The organism is Cognatundibacterium luofuense (assembly GCF_018139685.1).
Classification (GTDB): Bacteria; Pseudomonadota; Gammaproteobacteria; order Burkholderiales; family Burkholderiaceae_D; genus Undibacterium; species Undibacterium luofuense.
In genome coordinates this window covers 1-279 of the sequence record NZ_JAGSPN010000680.1, presented here as the reverse complement: position 1 = coordinate 279, position 279 = coordinate 1, and the positions used below count along the sequence as shown (strand labels likewise).

Annotated in this window: 1 protein-coding gene; it reads right to left on the bottom strand. The window is 47.7% G+C overall.

The annotated features are described in order from the left end of the window. Window positions 1-279 (bottom strand): pilus assembly protein PilM (gene pilM, locus KDM89_RS22165; RefSeq protein ID WP_212689892.1); only part of this gene is annotated, 279 nt, incomplete at both ends.

The window sequence follows — 279 nt, the reverse complement described above, 5'->3', positions numbered from 1 at the left end:
ACATGACTTCCACATCTTCCTGATTCGCAGCTGGGCCGATCACGCAGAAATCCAGACTCACTTCATCCATAGAAAAGGGAATGTACTGACTCGCTTCAGATTCGACCTGCACTTCGAGTGCCTGATCGCTGAGCGTCATCGGAAGGAAAATCTTTTTCGTGATCACTGCGGATGCTGGCATTGCCAGTGCGACATTCTTTGCTGAAGTACCGCTCTTTTTTAACAACTTCCGTATCGTGTCCGACACCTGCTCAATATTTTCGATATTCCCATCCAGTA